Origin of the sequence: Micromonospora noduli (assembly GCF_003264475.1) — a bacterium.
GTDB classification, from domain to species: Bacteria; Actinomycetota; Actinomycetes; order Mycobacteriales; family Micromonosporaceae; genus Micromonospora; species Micromonospora noduli.
In genome coordinates, this window is sequence record NZ_PYAC01000021.1 from 25,735 (window position 1) to 41,290 (window position 15,556).

Below are 15,556 nucleotides of genomic sequence, written 5' to 3' on the forward strand. Positions count from 1 at the left end.
CCGATGGTCAGTCGGCGGAACCACCGTCCGCCGCGGGCTCGGCACCGGGGCCGGACCGGTTGGGACGGGCCTCCGGGAGGTGTTCCATCAGCTTGGTGAGCGCGCCGTTGGCGAAGGTCGCGCCGAGCGCCGAACCGGCCCCGATGGTCCAGCCCACCGGCCCGAGCGGGGTGCAGCCGAAGAACTGACTCACCCCCGGGGTCTGCACCACCACGACCAGGACTCCCAGTGACGCCGCCGTGGAGGCCAGCACGGCCGGGCTGGTGCCGCCGGCCAGGATGGTCTGCCCGAGTTGGGTGCCGACCAGGGAGACCAGGGCGACAGTGCCGGCCCGCTGACGGCGTCCGGTGTAGCGGGCCAACGTCCAGCCTGCTGTCGCGCCCATCGTGGTGGCTGCCGCCCGCAGCCCGATCTCCCTGGTGAGGCTCTCGCCGAGCGCCTTGTCCGGGCCCTCCCGCAGCAGCGCGTCGGTGCGGTCCGACGCGGGTGGCCGGACCGCGATGGCCAGCGCCGGCGCCAGGTCGGTGAGCAGGTTGACCAGCAGCAGTTGTCGTCCGGTGAGCGCGGAGCGGCCCGTCGCCGCGGCGGTGAGCACACTGAACGCGATCTCGCCGAGGTTGCCGCCGACCAGGATGCTGAGCGCGTGCCGTACCGACGACCACATGGCGCGCCCCTCGATCAGGGTGGCGATGATGGTCTCCAGCCGGTCGTCGGTGACCACCAGGTCGGCCGCGGCCCGTGCGGCCGGGGTGCCCCGTTGGCCGAGGGCGATGCCGACGTCGGCCAGCCGGATCGCCGGGGCGTCGTTGGCACCGTCGCCGGTCATCGCCACGGTCCGCCCGCACTTCTGCAACGCCTGGATGATCCGCACCTTGTGGGCCGGGGTGCAGCGGGCCACCACGTCGGTGTTGGCCAACCGCTCAGCGAGCGCGTCGTCGTCCAGTTGGTCGAGTTCAGCGGCGGTGACCACCCGCTGTTCGTCGTGCTCGCTGATGGTGGCTGCGATCGCCTCGGCGGTGGCCGGGTGATCACCAGTGATCATGATGGTGTGCACGCCGGCCTGCCGGATTCGGCGTACCGCCGGGGCGGCGCTCTCCCGGACACCGTCCGCGAGGGCCAGGAAGCCCACGAAGGTCAACCCTCGAACGTCGGAGTCGGTCACCGTCGGATCGTTCACCGGGCACTCCGCGACGGCCAGGATCCGGTTTCCCGCGCCGGCCCGGTCGGCGAGCATCCGCTCCAGCTCTGCGCGGCCGGCGTCGTCCAGCGGCTCCTGACGACCGTCCATGCGTCGGGACGAACAGCGCGGCAGCACCGTCTCCGGAGCACCCTTGACGCTCAACAACAGGTGACCGTCGGTCTGTCCGATGCTCGCGTGGTAGCCGCGGGACGGCTCGAACGGCAGCCCTCCGGCGGCCCGCCACCCGGCGGCGCCGGTCTGCTCCACCACCCCGGCCTCCCCGGCCCCCCGCCGGACCGCCCGGTCGGTCTGCAACGCCAACTCCTCCGGATTTTTCGCGGCGGGGGTGGCCCGCAGCGCCGCGGCCAGCGTCATCCGGAGCCGGTCGTCCAACCGGTCCAGCGGGGCGTACCGGTCGCCGACGCTGTCGCCGACCCCGGCTAGCAGCAACTGGCCCTCGGTGAGGGTGCCGGTCTTGTCGAAGCAGAGCACGTCCACCCGGCCCAGCGCCTCGATGGTGCGCGGGTTGCGGACCAACGCGCCGTGCTCGGCCAGCCGCCGGGCCGCGGCCAGCTGCGCCGCGCTGACCAGGAACGGCAGCCCCTCCGGCACCGACGCCACGGCGAGGTTCGCGGCGGTCGCCGCCGTTTCGGCCAGGGGTACGCCTCGAAGCAGGCCGGCGCCGGCCACCGCCACGGCGGAACCAGCCGCCAACGGGATCGCGGCGCTGGTCAACGAGCCGAGCCGAGCTTCCACTCCACTGGCCGGCGGGTCCTGCTTGACCAGCGCGAGACTGCGGCCGGATTCGGTGTCCGACCCGGTCGCCACCACCACTGCAGTGCCGTGCCCGGCGGCGACTGTGGTGCCCTCGTAGAGCATCGAGTGTCGGTCGGCGATGGCGGCGGCCACCACCGGTCGGTTGGACTTGGCGACCGGCAGCGACTCGCCGGTCAGCGACGACTCGTCCGCCTCCAGACCCACCGACTCGAGCACCCGGCAGTCGGCGGGCACCGAGTCACCCGGTTCGAGGGTGATGACGTCTCCGAGGACCAGGTCCTCGGCGGCGAGAACCTGCTCGGCCCCGTCGCGGCGGACCCGTGCGGTCACCGCCGAACGGGACAGGAGTTCGGCCAGTGACCGTTCGGTGTTGCGTTCGTGCACCGCCCCGATCAGGGCGGACCCACCGACGACGCTGCCCACCAGGGCGGCGTCGACCAGCGATCCGAACGACGCGGAGAGCACCGCCCCGGCCACCAGCACCGGGGTGAGCGGGTTGGACAACTCGTCCACGAAGGCACGCAGCAGCCCTCCGCTCCCCGGCCCGGCATTGCCGTTTCCGCCGGCGCCGTGGTGTCGGCGTTGCGCTTCGGCGCTGCCCAGGCCGTCGGGGGTGGAGCGCAGGTGATCGAGCACGGTGCCGACCGGCATGAGGTGCCAGGCGGTTGCCACCGGCGCCGGGGTGTCCGACTGGTCGTGCAACCGGCGGGCCTGCCAGACTCCGTTGGCGAAGGCCAGCCCGGCCGCGCCGTTGACCGCGACGAGCGACCGGCCGGGCAGCTCGGTCGGCGGGGCCGTGAACGCGCCCAGCGCCCCGAGACCGGTGCCGGCCATGGCCAGCCGGATGTTCTGCTGGGCCGTACGCCGAGCCACCCCGGTCGCCTCGATCACCAGGGCCACCACCCGCAGGTCGGCACCGACCAGCAGGTGCGCGCCCCACGGCGGCAGCTCCTCCGGCGCGGCGAACCCGAGACCGCAGTCGGACGCGCCGAGCGCCTTCCGGTCCGCGGAAACCAGCATCACCACCGCGCCGTCGCGCTGCAACGCGCGTACCGACTCGGCCAACTGGTCCCCGCCGGGGAGCATCGCGTCGGCGAAGCCGTACCGCTGCTCGTCGCCGCCGGCAACGACCAGCCGCAGGCCGGCGTGTCGGGCGGCGGAGGGCAGGCCGTCGACGCCGGGCGCGGGTTCCGGCTCGACCCGCAACAGGGCGGCGAGCCGGTCGCCGTGGGCGAGGCCGAGGAGTTGCCCGCCGGCGGAACGCAGCCGGGCCGCGTCCGGGATGTCGTCCGGATCGTTCGCGGGCATCCGGTCCAGCGGCCCGAGCCGCCAGCCGTCCGCCGTACGGGAAGCGGCCGGGTCGTCCGGGTCGAACAACGCGAAGGCCCGCTCGGCCACCTGGTCGACGTCCGCGTCGGACGCCGGTGCCAGATCGGCCAGGACGCCCCGGTCCGAGCCGAGCACGGAGGCGTCGAGCACGAGCGTGTCGATCCGGTCCAGTTCGCGCAGCACACTCCGGTCCATCGCGATCACACCACGCCGGGCCAGCATCCGGCCGAGCTGAGCCGCGTACCCCTCGCGGCCGCTGCCCGGCGCCTTCGGCAGCGCGGACAGGCCCAGCGCGGTGGCCCGCTTCGGCCCGGCGAACGGCACCGCCGCCGCGCCGGCGGCCGCGCCGGCGGCGAGCATCCGGTTGATGTACCGCTCGACCGGGCCGTCCGGCTTCAGCCGTGGACGTTCGATCACCGGCCAGCGGGCGGTGGCCCGTTCGGCGTCGCCGGTCAGCCGTGGTTCGGCCTTCTCCCAGGCGGAGAGTTGGGCCCGATCCTCACCCCACTGCACGACCCGTTGGGCGCCGTCCAGGACGATGCCCGTCCAGCGGCCGGTCAAGCCCTGCACCACCGCCTCGGCCAGCGGAAACAGGATGTCGGCGCGCGGGTCGGAGCGCAGGCGTTTGCCGATGAACTCATGAAGTTTCGGCTGGAGATCCACTGCGGAGAGCAGGCCGGCCACCTCACCGGGCAGCGGTGCGAACGGCAGGATCCGGGTGGCCGCCGAGATGGTCAGGCCAAGTGCGTCCGAGGCGAGCGCGCCGAGGGTGCGCGGGGTGCGCGGCCCTTCCTCCGGCGGGTGCGGCGGTGGGATCTCCGGGTCGGGTTCGTGGTCGCAGGTCCGCTCGACGCGGTCGATAGTGGCGATCAGGTCGCGCAACGTCGGCTCTGGGGTCTGGACGGCGACCACCACCCGGCCGGATGGTGCGTTGACCCGGGCCCAGGCCACCCCGGGCATCTGCTCCAGCGCGTCCTCCACCTGACGGGCCAGCCGATTGCCACCGTCCTGGCAGACACCGTGCACCTCGATGTGGTGCCGGCCCGGCCGGGACCAGACCCGACGCCGCGTCAGCCCGGCCGTCCGGGCCAGCCGGACTGCGGCCGAGCTGATCGACCGGGACGCTTCTCCGACCAGGTGCGGCACACCGAAGGACGGCAGGATGCGGCCGGCAGCGCGGCCCGCCGCCGTCATCGAGGCGTACGGGTGGACGGGCGCCGGCCCGGCTCCCTGTTGCCGCTCGTCCTGACCTTGGCCATGTCGTCCTCCCACCGCACTCACGTCCGGCGGCCTGGCTTCCCGACCTGCCATCCGTTATGCCCCCTGAGCGGCGGAATTTTGCGCCGTCGCTGGCGCATGGACGGGATGGGCCGTGGAACCCGACGACCATCACCGGACATGGGGAGGCCGGCATGAGCACGCTGACGCGACATCTCAACGGTTCGCGGGAGAACGTCAAGATGTACAACCGGCGGGTGCAACTGCCGATGCTGGGCGAGGTGGCGGTGCCGCCACCGGACAAGGTCGCCTACTACGCAGGGCTCGGAGTGCTCGCCGCGCTACAGGTCATCGAGTGGCCGATCGCTGTGGTGATCACCGCTGGTCACCTGCTGGCAGACCAGCATTTTTCCGGACTGGTGCGCGGTGTCGGGGAGGCGCTGCAGGACGCCTGACGAGAGCCGGGTCGCCGGACGGTTGACATGAATCAGGGTTGAAGTCGCATGCTCGGTCGATGCCGAGCACAGCCGTCACCGCCGCACCCGCCGCACCGGGACTCTTCGCACCCCGGCTGCGCGCGATGACGGTGGGCAGCGTCGCGCTGATCTCACTCCTCGCGTTCGAGGCGTTGGCGGTCGGTACGGCGATGCCGACCGTCGCGCGCAGCCTGGACGGGCTGGCGCTCTACGGGATCGCGTTCGGTGGCCCGTTCGCCACCGGTGTGCTGGCCATGGTGGTCTCCGGCATCTGGTGCGACGCCCGGGGTCCGAAGGGGCCGATGTGGCACGGCGTCGCCTGGTTCGTGGTCGGGTTGCTGATCGCCGGGACCGCCCCCGTGATGAGCGCGCTGGTCGTCGGGCGGGTCGTGCAGGGTTTCGGCTCCGGGCTGCTCTCGGTGGCGCTCTACGTGATTGTCGGGCAGGCGTACCCGCAGGACCTGCACCGGCGGATCTTCGCGGCGTTCGCGGCGGCGTGGGTCGTACCGTCGCTGGTCGGGCCGGCGGTTGCCGGCCTGATCGTGCAGCACCTGGGCTGGCGGTGGGTCTTCCTGGCGGTGCCGGCGGTGGCGGTGCCGGCGGGGCTGCTGATCCATCCCGGCCTGCGGTCGCTGGGCCGGAGTGCGGCGACGAGCCCGCCGACGGGTGCGGCGGCGCGGATCGGTTGGGCGTGCGGGGCCGCGGTGAGTGCCGCACTGCTGCACATCGGGGGGCAGCAGCGCGGCGCCACGGCCCTGGTGCTGGTCGCGTTCGCCGTTGTCGGCCTGTTGGTCTGTGCCCCACGCCTGCTGCCGGCCGGGTTCCTTCGGGCAGCACGGGGGCTGCCCACCGTCGTGGGGCTGCGTGGCCTGGCGTCGGCGGCCTTCGTCGGCAGCGAGGTGGTCATCCCGTTGATGCTCTCCCGGGAACGGGGCCTCTCGCCGACCGCGGCCGGGCTGGTCCTCACGGTCGGCGCGCTGGCATGGTCGGCGGGCTCCTGGTTGCAGGGCCGGATCCCGGTGCCGGCGTCGCGGGCCAGCCTGCCGCGCGCCGGGCTGAGCTGCATCACCGTCGGCACCGCCACTGTGGCGCTGGCCGTCCGGCCCGAGCTGCCGGTGGCCGTCGCCGTGGCCGGTTGGGCGATCGCCGGTCTGGGCATGGGGTTGCTCTATCCGCCGTTGTCGGTGCTCACCCTGGAGTTGTCCGCGCCGGGTGAGCAGGGCCGCAACAGCTCGTCACTGCAACTGAGTGACTCCCTCTTCGCGGCGACAGTGCTCGCGCTGACCGGGGCCGTGTTGGCGGCAGGAAGCGCGCCGGGCCCGGCCAGCTACACGACGACGCTCGTGGTGACCGCGGGGCTGGCGCTGCTCGGGGCGTTGCTCGCCGGCCGGGTCGTGGTGGACGGGGGTGTGCGACAGGCCGGGTGATCCGCGGATTCCGCCGCGTCCCGCCCGCTCGTGCCGGAAGGATGGCGGGCGATGAACTTCCTGACCGTGCTGCCCCTCGCCGTGGTCATGGTTGCCGGGACGCAGTTGGTGGTGGCGGTCTTCCTGGCTTCGTCGGATCGGCCCCGGGCGGCGTCGCTGGGCTTCCTCGCCGGCGCGGGGCTGGTGGTCGCCGCCGGGGTGACGGTGGCCTGGTTGTTGGCCAAGCTGGTGGGTGGGGTGGCCGCCGACGCCAGTGCCGTCGCCGGGAAGGTCGACCGCGGCCCCGCCATCGACCTGGTGGTGCTGGCTCTGCTGGTGTGCCTGGCCGTGCTGATCTGGGTGCGCCGGGACCGCTCCGGACCGCCGCGCTGGCTGGGGAGCATCGAGCATGCCGGTCCGCCGCAGGCGCTGCGGCTGGGTGCGCTGCTCTTCGTGGCGACGCCCACCGACGACCTGACCATGGCCACCGTCGGTGCGAGCGTGGCCCGACATGATCTGCCGTGGTGGCACCTGGTGCCGTTCGTGCTGCTCACAGTGCTCCTGCTCGCGCTGCCCCTGCTGGCGTTGCTGCTGCTGGGGAGCAGCGCCTCGCGGGTGCTGACCCGGATGCGGAACTGGGCCGAGGGGCACGCCTGGATCGTCAACGAGATCGTGATCGCGTTCTTCGCGCTGCTCACCGTGTTGGACCTGATTCGATCGGGGTGAGTGGCCGCCCGTCGTCACGGGATGCCGTGTCGTTTCGTCGACACGAGGTAAGGGTCGGACGGGTTCGCAGGAGGACGAGATGAAGGTTCTGATCACCGGGGCATCTGGCAATCTGGGCCGTGCGGTGCTGGGCCGGTTGCGCGACGATCGGATCAGCGTCCGGGCCACCAGCCGCAGGCCGCCCGCCGGCTCGGACGTGGAGTGGGTGGTGTCCGACCTGGCCACCGGGGACGGGCTGACCGAGGCGGTGACCGGGGTGGACGCCGTACTGCACCTGGCATCCGCGCCTCGGCGTCGGCAGACCTACCAGGTGGACGTGTTGGGCACCCGCCGACTGGTGGTGGCCGCCGGCACGGCCGGTGTCCGGCACATCGTCTACATCTCGATCGTCGGGGTTGATCGGGTGCCGATCCCGTACTACCGCCACAAGCTCGCCGCCGAGCAGGTGATCGCGGCCGGTCCGGTGCCCTGGTCGGTGCTTCGGGCCACCCAGTTTCCCCAGTTCCTTGACGACATGCTGACCGCCAGCGCGCGGCTGGGCCCGGTGATCGGGGACCGGGCGGTGCTCGCCCAACCGGTCGACCCGCGCGAGGTGGCGGCGCGGCTGGCGGCCCGACTGGTCGCCGGCCCGTTGGGCGGCGTCGAGGAGCTGGGTGGGCCGCAGGTGCTCCGCTTCGACGAGGCCGCCCGGGCTTGGCGAGCGGCCCGAGGCTCGCGCCGACCCTTGCTGCCGGTGCGGATTCCCGGCCGACTCGGTCGCGAGCTGCGGGCCGGTGGTCTGGCCACCGAGGCGCTGCCCCGGGGCGTACGAACCTGGGCCGACCACCTGGCCGACACGTACGGGGGAACCGGCCGGAAATGAGAGCAACAACGGTTCACGTTCGTCTTACCGTGACGCCATGTTCGCTGTCGTCACCACTGTGATCCTCTACGTCTTCGGCTTCGTCTTCCTCTACGGCGTGATCCGGCTGGGTGTCCGGCACGCCTTCGAGGATCTGGAGCTGCAACGGGCCAAGGCCCAGCGCGAGGAGGAGTTGGCGGCTGCCCGCGACCGCTCCTTCATGCGCGACAACGCTTTCCTCGCCGGCAGTTGAGCACCGGATCGATCCGGCCCGGGCCGGTGGCGTCACCGGGGGGTCGGGGAGCCGCTGGGCGGTTCAGCGTCGCGGATGCGAGGATCGCACCCGTGATGGGAACGCTGAAGACCGAACCGGCCCGCGCCCGCCTGGATCTGCTCGCCCCGCCGGTCGCGGAGGCCATCGCGCAGTGGCCCGCCGACGCGCCGGTGGACGTCAACGACGTGCTGGTCGCGCCGATCGACGCCGACCTCGCCGACACCGCGGCGTTCTGCGCGGCGTACGAGGTGGGGCTGGACGTGTCCGCCAACTGTGTCGTGGTGGCGGGCAAGCGCGAGGGCGTGGTCCGCTACGCGGCCTGCATCGTCCTGGCCACCACGCGGGCCGACGTGAACGGGGTGGCCCGCCGGGCGCTGGACGTCCGCAAGGCGAGTTTCGCCCCGATGGACGATGCTGTCGAGTTGACCGGCATGGAGTACGGCGGCATCACCCCGATCGGGCTGCCGGCGCAGTGGCCGATCCTGGTGGACGCGCGCGTCATCGCCACACCGCACGTGATCGTCGGGTCCGGCGTACGGCACAGCAAGATAGCGCTGCCGGGGCCGGCGTTGGGTGCGCTGCCCGGAGCCCAGGTGGTGGAAGGGCTGGCCAGGCCGGTCTGACCAGGCATCGGCATCGATGTTGTTGCACGTGAAACATCGTGATCATCGATGCCGGACGCCCGGCCGTCGGTGACTCAGTGTGAGTGTGCTGCGGACTCGCGCTGCTCGACCTCGGCGAACGCGGCGAGTAGCGTCTGCACCTCCTGCGCACCGGAGACCGCGTACTTTCCGGCCAGCACGAAGGTCGGCACGCTGGTGATGCCCAGGTCCCGGGCGGCGGCCAGGTCGGCGGCGACGTCGGCGACGCGTTCCTCGGAGTCGAGGAACCGGCGCGCGTCGGCCGCGTCCAGGCCGATCTCACCGGCCAGGGTTGCCAGCGCCTCCCGCGAGCCGACGTCGACCCCGTTGTTGAAGTGCGCCTGGTAAAGCGCCTCCACCATCTCGGCCGCCCTGCCCTGGTCGGTCGCCCAGGAGACCAGCCGGTGCGCCTCGAAGGTGTTGGCGATCACCGCGCGGTCGTAGTCGAGCCGCAGCCCGTCGGCCGCCGCGACCTGGGTCACGTGGTCGACCATCTGCCGGGCGCGCTCCGGGCCGCCGAACTTGCCGGCCAGCGCCTCCACCAGCGGCTGGGGCTGTGGCACCGGCGACGGGTCGAGCTGGAACGGCCGGTAGCGGACCGTCACCTCACCCTCGTAGCTGGCGAGGGCCTGATCCAGGCGGCGCTTGCCGATGTAGCACCACGGGCAGATGACGTCCGCGTAGATCTCGATCTCCATGATCGGTGCCAACCTCGCGGTCAGCCGAGTTGTTCCCGGATCTGTCGCTTGAGACGGCCCAGGATCGCCGTACCGCCGCGGACCCGCAGCGGGCTGATCGCCTGGGCCAGCCCCATCCGCTGATAGAGGTCGTCCGGCACGGCCAGCACCTGCTCGGCGCTCGCCCCCGCCAACCCCTCGGCGAGGATCCCGGCGAACGCCCGGGTGGTGGGCGCCTCCGGCGGGCAGTCGAAGAGCGTCTCCACGGTGCCCTCCGGGGTCACCCGGGCGCGCAGGAAGAACGCCGTCTGACACTCGGGCACCTGTTCCATGCCCTCGCGCTCCGCGGCGCCCTCCGGCAGCGCCGGGATGACGTCCGCGTACTCCAGGAGCATCTCCAGCACCAGGTCGCGCGGCGCGGCGGCGAACTCGTCGACGATCTCGGCCAGTCGGGCCGGCATGTCAGCCATGCGTCGAGGCTACCGCCGTCGTGTCGGGGCCCCGGTCACACGGTGGGCGACTGCTCGCTGATCTCGCTGAGCGCGCTGGTGGGATCGAGCTGCATGGCCAGGTCGCCGAGCGAGACGATCCCCACCAGCTTGCGGTCACTGTCACAGACCAGCACGCGTCGGATGCCCCGGTCCCGCATGAGCGCCGCCGCCTCACCCGCCGTGCAGTGCTGTTCGATCATGACGACCTCACGGGTGACGATCGAGCCGATGGTGGTGGCCGCAGGGGAGCTGTTCTCCGCCACGGCCCGCACCACGATGTCCCGGTCAGTGAGCATGCCGGCGAGGCTGGCGCCGTCGGTGACCACCACATCACCGATGTCGGCCTCCTTCATCACCCTGGCCGCCTCGTCCAGGGTGGTCTCGGCCGGCAGGTACACGACCTGCTTGGTCATCACGTCACTGACCCGGTAACCGGTCATGAGAGCCTCCGAAGACGTTTCCACCCGATCCGACTGCACTACCCCGTGACGCGACAGCTACACCAGGCTCGCACGTTCGTGGCGTACGTCGTGGACGAGTCGATCCACCAGACCGTCCAGCGGCAACTCGGTACGCCCGTCACCGGCCCGCTCGCGCAGCTCGACGTACCCCTCGGCGAGCCGGCGGCCGACCACGACGGCCCGGGGGATGCCGATCAGCTCGGCGTCGGTGAACTTGACCCCGGCCGAGACGTGCGTGCGGTCGTCGACAAGCACCCGCAGGCCGGCGGCGGCGAGACGCCCGCCGAGCTCCAGCGCCGCGTCGAGCTGCGGGCCCTTGCCCGCAACCACCAGGTGTACGTCACACGGCGCGACCGCCGCCGGCCAGACCAGCCCTCGGTCGTCGTGATGCTGCTCGGCGACGGCCGCCACCGCCCGGGAAACCCCGATGCCGTAGCAGCCCATTGTCGGCCGGACCGGCTTGCCGGCCGGCCCGAGCACGTCGACAGCGAAGGCGTCGGTGAAGCGGCGGCCGAGCTGGAAAATGTGCCCGATCTCGATGCCCCGCCGGATGGTCAGCTCGCCCGCCTCGCACTCCGGGCAGGGGTCGCCGGCGCGGACGTCGGCCGCCTCGATGGTGCCGTCGGGGGTGAAGTCCCGTCCGCACACCACGTCGGTCGCGTGTCGGCCCGGCTCGTTCGCCCCGGTCAGCCAGGCAGACCCGGTCACCACCCGAGGGTCGACCAGGTAGCGGATGCCCAGCTTGTCGAGCAGTTGCGGTCCGATGTAGCCGCGAACCAGCTCCGGATGCTCGGCCCACTCCTCGAAGACGGTCACCTGTGCAGGGTGCAGTGCGGCACCGACCCGCTTCAGGTCGACCTCCCGATCACCGGGCAGCCCGACGACCAGCAGCTCGGCCCGGTCGGCACCCGGCTGACGAACTGACAACACGACGTTCTTCAGGGTGTCGGCGGCGGTCCAGCCGTCCCGGCCGCCCAACCGGCGCGCGTTGGCCAACTCCACCAGGCTCGCGATCGTCGGAGTCTCCGGAGTGTCGTGCACCTCGACGGCCGGCTGCGCGCTCGGATCACCGGCGCTCGGCACCCGGGTGGCCACCGCCTCGGTGTTCGCCGCGAAGTCGCAGGAGGTGCAGCCCACGAAGGTGTCCTCGCCGACCGGCGTTGCCGCCAGGAACTCCTCCGACGCGGACCCGCCCATCGCGCCGGACATCGCCTGCACCACCGTGTAGTCCAGCCCCAACCGGTCGAAGATCCGCTGGTACGCGGCGCGATGCCGCCCGTACGCCTCCCGCAGCCCCGCCTCGTCCAGGTCGAAGGAGTACGCGTCCTTCATCAGGAACTCCCGGCCGCGCAGCAACCCGGCCCGCGGCCGCGCCTCGTCGCGGAACTTCGTCTGCACCTGGAACAGCGTCACCGGGAAGTCCCGGTACGAGGTGAACACGTCCTTGACCAGCAGCGCCGCCATCTCCTCGTGGGTGGGTGCCAACAGGTGCTCGGCACCACGCCGGTCGGCGAGGGTGAAGATGTCGTCGCCGTACTCCGTCCACCGGCCGCTGGTGCGGTACGGCTCGGCGGGCAGCAGCGCCGGGAAGTGCACCTCCTGGTCGCCGATCGCCAGCAGTTCGGCGCGCACGACCTCGGTGATCCGATCCAGCACCAGCTTGCCCAGCGGCAGCCAGGTGTAGCCGCCCGGTGCGGCACGACGGATGTAGCCGGCGCGCAGCAGCAGCCGATGGCTCGGCACCTCCGCGTCGGCCGGATCCTCGCGCAGGGTCCGCAGCAACAGGGTCGACATGCGTAGCAGCATCCGCGCAGCCTACGGCCGGTGCGGCAGGATGAGCGATCCATTTCGATCCGATCCGGACCCGACCCCGGCAACCATCGGCGCCGTTGCTGGCGTCTGCAAGGACACCAAGCGCTCGTATCCGACCTGAAGGATTGGCCCGTGTGGACCCTCTGCTGAGTGAGTTCGACTCGTTCGTCCGTACCCGCACGCCGGCGTTGCTGCGCTCGGCCTACCTGCTCACCGGCGACCAGCACCTGGCCGAGGACCTCGTCCAGTCCGCCCTGGCCCGGACCCACCGCTCCTGGAACCGCCTGCATCACAGCGGCAACGCCGAGGCGTACACCCGCAAGACCATGTACCACCTACAGGTGTCCTGGTGGCGTCGGCGCCGGGTACCCGAGTCGATGCCGGGCGACCTGCCCGAGCCACGCGGAGGCGACTCGGCCCCGGACCACGCCCACCAGACCAGTCTGCGGCTCACCCTGCGGGCGGCACTGGCGAAGCTCTCCCCGAAGCAACGTGCCGTGCTGGTGCTGCGGTTCTTCGAGGACCGCACCGAGGCGGAGGCGGCGGACCTGCTCGGCGTCACGATCGGCACCGTGAAGAGCCAGACGGCCAAGTCACTGGCCAGGCTGCGCACCGTTGCGCCCGAACTCGCCGAGCTGTACGTCCTGGAAGGGAGTACCCGATGAACGACCAGCGCCTCCGGCTCGACCTGACCGCCCTGGCCGACGAGGTCACCTCGGTCGACCTGCGGGACCGTACGTTGCGCACGTCCCGCCGGCTCGGTATCCAACGGGCGGTGGCCACGTCGGCAGCCGCGCTCGTGCTGATCGCCGCGGCGGCCGGTACCGCCTTCGCCATCCGACCGGACCAGTCCCCGACCCCGCTGCCGGCTGACACCCCGTCGGTCACCGCGACGCCGACGCCGACTCCCACCCCGACGCCGTCCACCAGCGCCGGCGACACCCCCGGGGCTCCGCCCAGCGGCGGGACCGGCACGAACACCCCGTCCGTGCAGTTCGGCAAGCTCTTCTACGGCCCCGCCAGCGTGGCCCGGGTAAAGACCGCGAACCTGCGGTCCTGGCGCCCCGGCGGCAGTACGACACGGCTTCTCGCACTGCCCGATATCGCGTTCAGGGGCAAGATGAGCGTCTCGTCAGACGGCCACCGGGTGGCATGGGCGGAGGACAACAACGACCTTGTCGTCGCCGACGCCGACGGCTCGAACAAGCAGAAGATCCGCTCGAATGTCAGTGCGTATTGCGTCGGTGCGGCCTGGTCGCCGGACCGGCGGCAGTTGCTGTTCCGCGAGTTGGCAGAACCCGGCGGACCCGGTCGGTTCGGCATGCTGGACATGCGCTCGGCGGAAAAGACCGTGCGCTGGTGGACCACCGGACCAGACGCATGCAACGCCGTCTGGTCGGCGGACGGTGAGACCATCGCTATGACCACCGACTACGGGGTCACGCTCTACGGTGCGGACGGCACGAAGAGGCGAGTCGTCCCAGGCTTCTCCCGAGACGGATGGCAGACCGACGACGTCGTCAGTCTCTCCCCGGATGGCTCGCTGGTCGCGCTGCTGCGCCACAAGCCGGATGGGGATGCCGGCGACGGGGCTCGCGATCTGCGGGTCAACGTGGTGCTGGACACGCGTACGGGCAAGCAGGTTTCGTTGCCGTTGGGTGGGCGCACCCTGCACCAGGTCTACTTCCAGTCGGACGGTTCGATGGTCGTGCGGGTCCAGTCCGGTAGCGGATATGCGGTGCTGTTGGTGGACGAGGACGGCAGGAAGGTCTCCGAGACCGCCGAGCCGGCGAGTCTGAAGGACGAGCAAATCCTGGCCGTCGTCGACTGACCAATCAGCGCGAGATGGGCGGGTCACCCTCGGGTGGCCCGCCCTTTCTGGGTCTGCGAACCGTCGACGGCCCAGTGTTGTTCACGGTCGGTGAACTGCGAAAAAGGTTGCCGGTGCGAGCGGATCCGACTGTCAGGTAGTAGCGCGCCACGGCGGCAACTCGCCACGGCCAGGCGCTCGTCTTGGGTGGTGTCAGGCACGGTAAGTCTCCACAAAGGATCGAAACGATGAACCTCGGCCCGTTCACCCACACCACCCGTCCCGCCTCGGCCCGCCGTTCCGGCGCGCTCGCCGGTACCGCCGCCCTGCTGCTCCTGACGTTCGGTGCCGCTGCCTGCGGCACCGCCGACCGGAAGGCCGCGCCCGCTCCGGCCGAAACGGCCACCGCCACCGCCGCTCCCTCGGCCGGCGACACCTCGGCCGCCGGCACCGGCGGCTCCGTGCCGGATGCGGCACCGGCCGTCGCGCCGGCCCGCCCGGCCGTCGGCTCGACGCAGTGGCCGCAGCTCACCTGGTACACCGCCGAGGAGCACGGCCAGAAGGAGAACGACCCGGCCCGGATCTGGCGGCGTACCCCCGCTGGGACGTGGGAGTTGGTGCGTTCGGGTCGTCCCGAGAACGGTAAAGCCCTCAACGGCCCGCTCGCCGTCTCTCCCGACGGCCGACGGGTGGCCTGGGTGGAAGGGTCCGCCCGTCGGCTGGTGATCAGCGCGTTCGACGGCACGAAGCGGCACGTCATCCCGACCCAGGGTCAGCAGACCTGCGCGCCGAGCTGGCTCGACTCCGGGCGGGTGCTGTACGGCCTGGGGCGGGAGAAAGAGCTGACGCTCATCGCGGTCAACGCCGACGGGACCGGGCGGAAGGTGCTCGCCACCCACTACCCGAAGTGCCCGACGGTGTCCGGCGGATGGATCGCCCAGGTCGGCGCGCAGACCGTGGCGATCGGGGACGAGCGAGGCGTCCGACGCGCGATCAGCCCGCGCCTCCCCGCCGGCCTCGTCATTGGTGGGGTGGCGGCGATCTCCGCCAACGGCCGGACGCTGGTGATCAGCGCCCACACGACCAGCCCCGGGGGATGTGGCTGCGGCTGGCGGTTCCGCAACTACCGGCTCGACGCCGCCAGCGGGGCCGTCACTGAGCTGGCGCCGGTGGACTCGGCGTGGAAGCAGCCGACCGGGCACGGCGAAGCCATCGACGGGGTCGTCCTGGCCGACGGCGGCTCGGTGGTGCAGGTCAACGCGGCGACGCCGGCCGACGGTGCGCCGGCGTACCGGTTGGTCCGGTACGCCGCCAGCGGCCGGGTGCTGGCCACCGCGTCGGTGCCCGCCGGCCAGCCGTGGGGCGGTCTGCTGGGCTGAGCTCCCGGTGCGGCGTCACCGGGTACGAGGGACCGGCCACTCACGGGGGTGGCCGGTT

The 15,556-nt window shown here is 72.2% G+C and carries 14 protein-coding genes; 9 read left to right on the plus strand and 5 right to left on the minus strand.

The window, feature by feature from the left end:
• Positions 1-7: 7 nt before the first annotated feature.
• Positions 8-4,480: a cation-translocating P-type ATPase gene (locus MED15_RS20880; protein WP_112736708.1), complete on the minus strand. Its 4,473-nt coding sequence runs from the start codon at positions 4,478-4,480 to the stop codon at positions 8-10.
• Between the two features lie 218 nt (positions 4,481-4,698).
• Between MED15_RS20880 and MED15_RS20885 the strand changes: the two genes are divergently transcribed.
• From MED15_RS20885 to MED15_RS20910, 6 genes are all read left to right on the plus strand, one after another.
• Positions 4,699-4,959, plus strand: a complete 261-nt coding sequence (locus tag MED15_RS20885) for a hypothetical protein (protein ID WP_112583944.1) — start codon at positions 4,699-4,701, stop codon at positions 4,957-4,959.
• Between the two features lie 59 nt (positions 4,960-5,018).
• On the plus strand, positions 5,019-6,407 hold the full coding sequence (locus tag MED15_RS20890; RefSeq protein WP_112736710.1) for an MFS transporter: 1,389 nt from the start codon (positions 5,019-5,021) through the stop codon (positions 6,405-6,407).
• A gap of 51 nt (positions 6,408-6,458) precedes the next feature.
• Positions 6,459-7,112, plus strand: coding sequence for a GAP family protein (locus MED15_RS20895; protein WP_112601234.1), 654 nt, complete (start codon positions 6,459-6,461; stop codon positions 7,110-7,112).
• A gap of 79 nt (positions 7,113-7,191) precedes the next feature.
• Positions 7,192-7,974, plus strand: a complete 783-nt coding sequence (locus MED15_RS20900; protein WP_112736712.1) for an SDR family oxidoreductase — start codon at positions 7,192-7,194, stop codon at positions 7,972-7,974.
• Positions 7,975-8,011: 37 nt separating this feature from the next.
• The gene (locus tag MED15_RS20905; protein WP_030331904.1) at positions 8,012-8,206 is read left to right on the plus strand and encodes a hypothetical protein; all 195 of its coding nucleotides are present in this window, start codon (positions 8,012-8,014) and stop codon (positions 8,204-8,206) included.
• Between the two features lie 95 nt (positions 8,207-8,301).
• Positions 8,302-8,850 carry a YbaK/EbsC family protein gene (locus MED15_RS20910; RefSeq protein ID WP_112601232.1) on the plus strand — a complete coding sequence of 183 codons (549 nt, stop codon included), beginning with the start codon at positions 8,302-8,304 and terminating at the stop codon, positions 8,848-8,850.
• Positions 8,851-8,924: 74 nt separating this feature from the next.
• On the opposite strand, the gene MED15_RS20915 is transcribed toward MED15_RS20910, so the two are convergent.
• From MED15_RS20915 to MED15_RS20930, 4 genes are read right to left on the minus strand one after another with little or no spacing between them, the layout of a single operon-like run.
• The gene (locus MED15_RS20915; protein WP_112736714.1) at positions 8,925-9,566 is read right to left on the minus strand and encodes a DsbA family oxidoreductase; all 642 of its coding nucleotides are present in this window, start codon (positions 9,564-9,566) and stop codon (positions 8,925-8,927) included.
• A 20-nt stretch (positions 9,567-9,586) separates the two neighbouring features.
• On the minus strand, positions 9,587-10,015 hold the full coding sequence (locus MED15_RS20920) for a SufE family protein (RefSeq protein ID WP_112736716.1): 429 nt from the start codon (positions 10,013-10,015) through the stop codon (positions 9,587-9,589).
• Positions 10,016-10,050: 35 nt separating this feature from the next.
• A complete protein-coding gene (locus tag MED15_RS20925) occupies positions 10,051-10,476 on the minus strand; it encodes a CBS domain-containing protein (RefSeq protein WP_030487636.1) in 426 nt (141 codons plus the stop codon).
• Between the two features lie 57 nt (positions 10,477-10,533).
• Positions 10,534-12,303, minus strand: a complete 1,770-nt coding sequence (locus MED15_RS20930) for a proline--tRNA ligase (RefSeq protein ID WP_112699502.1) — start codon at positions 12,301-12,303, stop codon at positions 10,534-10,536.
• Between the two features lie 140 nt (positions 12,304-12,443).
• On the opposite strand from MED15_RS20930, the gene MED15_RS20935 reads away from it, so the two are divergent.
• The 3 genes from MED15_RS20935 to MED15_RS20945 all read left to right on the plus strand — a co-directional run bounded on the left by MED15_RS20935 (position 12,444) and on the right by MED15_RS20945 (position 15,498).
• Positions 12,444-12,974: a SigE family RNA polymerase sigma factor gene (locus MED15_RS20935; RefSeq protein WP_112583951.1), complete on the plus strand. Its 531-nt coding sequence runs from the start codon at positions 12,444-12,446 to the stop codon at positions 12,972-12,974.
• Entirely contained in the window at positions 12,971-14,140 is a 1,170-nt protein-coding gene (locus MED15_RS20940; protein WP_112726604.1) for a TolB family protein, read from the plus strand. The genes MED15_RS20935 and MED15_RS20940 overlap by 4 nt, the downstream gene beginning before the upstream one ends.
• A gap of 227 nt (positions 14,141-14,367) precedes the next feature.
• Positions 14,368-15,498: a TolB-like translocation protein gene (locus MED15_RS20945; protein ID WP_112726605.1), complete on the plus strand. Its 1,131-nt coding sequence runs from the start codon at positions 14,368-14,370 to the stop codon at positions 15,496-15,498.
• The last annotated feature ends 58 nt before the right edge of the window (positions 15,499-15,556 follow it).

Excerpts from the sequence above, each read along its gene's own strand:
- MED15_RS20890 (WP_112736710.1), top strand. The coding sequence starts at position 5,019 with ATGCCGAGCACAGCCGTCACCGCCGCACCCGCCGCACCGGGACTCTTC.
- MED15_RS20915 (WP_112736714.1), bottom strand. The coding sequence starts at position 9,566 with ATGGAGATCGAGATCTACGCGGACGTCATCTGCCCGTGGTGCTACATC.
- MED15_RS20945 (WP_112726605.1), top strand. The coding sequence starts at position 14,368 with ATGAACCTCGGCCCGTTCACCCACACCACCCGTCCCGCCTCGGCCCGC.
- MED15_RS20940 (WP_112726604.1), top strand. The coding sequence starts at position 12,971 with ATGAACGACCAGCGCCTCCGGCTCGACCTGACCGCCCTGGCCGACGAG.
- MED15_RS20920 (WP_112736716.1), bottom strand. The coding sequence starts at position 10,015 with ATGGCTGACATGCCGGCCCGACTGGCCGAGATCGTCGACGAGTTCGCC.
- MED15_RS20930 (WP_112699502.1), bottom strand. The coding sequence starts at position 12,303 with ATGCTGCTACGCATGTCGACCCTGTTGCTGCGGACCCTGCGCGAGGAT.
- MED15_RS20925 (WP_030487636.1), bottom strand. The coding sequence starts at position 10,476 with ATGACCGGTTACCGGGTCAGTGACGTGATGACCAAGCAGGTCGTGTAC.
- MED15_RS20885 (WP_112583944.1), top strand. The coding sequence starts at position 4,699 with ATGAGCACGCTGACGCGACATCTCAACGGTTCGCGGGAGAACGTCAAG.
- MED15_RS20905 (WP_030331904.1), top strand. The coding sequence starts at position 8,012 with ATGTTCGCTGTCGTCACCACTGTGATCCTCTACGTCTTCGGCTTCGTC.
- MED15_RS20910 (WP_112601232.1), top strand. The coding sequence starts at position 8,302 with ATGGGAACGCTGAAGACCGAACCGGCCCGCGCCCGCCTGGATCTGCTC.
- MED15_RS20895 (WP_112601234.1), top strand. The coding sequence starts at position 6,459 with ATGAACTTCCTGACCGTGCTGCCCCTCGCCGTGGTCATGGTTGCCGGG.
- MED15_RS20880 (WP_112736708.1), bottom strand. The coding sequence starts at position 4,480 with ATGACGGCGGCGGGCCGCGCTGCCGGCCGCATCCTGCCGTCCTTCGGT.
- MED15_RS20900 (WP_112736712.1), top strand. The coding sequence starts at position 7,192 with ATGAAGGTTCTGATCACCGGGGCATCTGGCAATCTGGGCCGTGCGGTG.